The sequence below is a fragment of the Nocardioides sp. GCM10023255 genome, assembly GCF_042653125.1.
Lineage (GTDB): Bacteria > Actinomycetota > Actinomycetes > Propionibacteriales > Nocardioidaceae > Nocardioides.
On sequence record NZ_JBHSHU010000020.1, the window covers coordinates 1 to 1,497 of the forward strand.

Sequence of the window (1,497 nt, forward strand, 5' to 3'; positions counted from 1 at the left end):
TGTCATGGGTGTCGATGTTGTGGTGATGTGTGTGTGGGACAAGCCCTCGGCCTATTAGTACCGGTCGGCTGGGCATTACTGCTGTACACCTCCGGCCTATCAACCCAGTGTTCTGCTGGGGGCCTTACCCCATCGAGTGGGTGGGAAACCTCATCTTGAAACGTGCTTCCCGCTTAGATGCATTCAGCGGTTATCACTTCCGAACGTAGCCAACCAGCCGTGCCCCTGGCGGGACAACTGGCACACCAGAGGTTCGTCCATCCCGGTCCTCTCGTACTAGGGACAGCCTTTCTCAAGTTTCCTGCGCGCGCGGCGGATAGGGACCGAACTGTCTCACGACGTTCTAAACCCAGCTCGCGTGCCGCTTTAATGGGCGAACAGCCCAACCCTTGGGACCTACTCCAGCCCCAGGATGCGACGAGCCGACATCGAGGTGCCAAACCATCCCGTCGATATGGACTCTTGGGGAAGATCAGCCTGTTATCCCCGGGGTACCTTTTATCCGTTGAGCGACGTCGCTTCCACATGCCGACGCCGGATCACTAGTTCCGACTTTCGTCCCTGCTCGACATGTCTGTCTCACAGTCAAGCTCCCTTGTGCACTTACACTCAACACCTGATTGCCAACCAGGCTGAGGGAACCTTTGAGCGCCTCCGTTACATTTTAGGAGGCAACCGCCCCAGTTAAACTACCCATCAGGCACTGTCCCTGATCCGGATAACGGACCTAGGTTAGACATCTAGTACGACCAGAGTGGTATTTCAACGATGACTCCACAACCACTGGCGTGGCCGCTTCACAGTCTCCCACCTATCCTACACAAGCCGAACCAAACACCAATACCAAACTATAGTAAAGGTCCCGGGGTCTTTCCGTCCTGCCGCGCGTAACGAGCATCTTTACTCGTAGTGCAATTTCGCCGAGTCCACGGTTGAGACAGCGCCCAAGTCGTTACTCCATTCGTGCAGGTCGGAACTTACCCGACAAGGAATTTCGCTACCTTAGGATGGTTATAGTTACCACCGCCGTTTACTGGGGCTTAAGTTCTCAGCTTCGAACTTGCGTTCTTACCGGTCCCCTTAACCTTCCAGCACCGGGCAGGAGTCAGTCCGTATACATCGTCTTACAACTTCGCACGGACCTGTGTTTTTAGTAAACAGTCGCTTGGGCCTGGTCTCTGCGGCCATCACCGCTCCCACCGCTAGGGCGTTCACGGATCCGGCCCCCCTTCTCCCGAAGTTACGGGGGCATTTTGCCGAGTTCCTTAACCATGGTTTGCTCGATCGCCTTGGTATTCTCTACCTGATCACCTGAGTCGGTTTGGGGTACGGGCGGCGCGTAGCTCGCTAGAGGTTTTTCTCGACAGCATAGGATCATCCACTTCCCCCATACGGGGTCCCCATCACATCTCAGGCCCGACATCGAAGTCAGCCATCCGGATTTGCCTAGATGGCGCCCTACCTGCTTAGCCGTACACAACCATCGGTACGGTTGGA

Annotated in this window: 1 rRNA gene; it reads right to left on the minus strand. The window is 55.8% G+C overall.

Annotated features, from left to right (window positions below):
- Positions 1–34: 34 nt before the first annotated feature.
- Positions 35–1,497: ribosomal RNA gene (locus tag ACFO9I_RS23105) — 23S ribosomal RNA — on the minus strand; the annotation flags it as partial.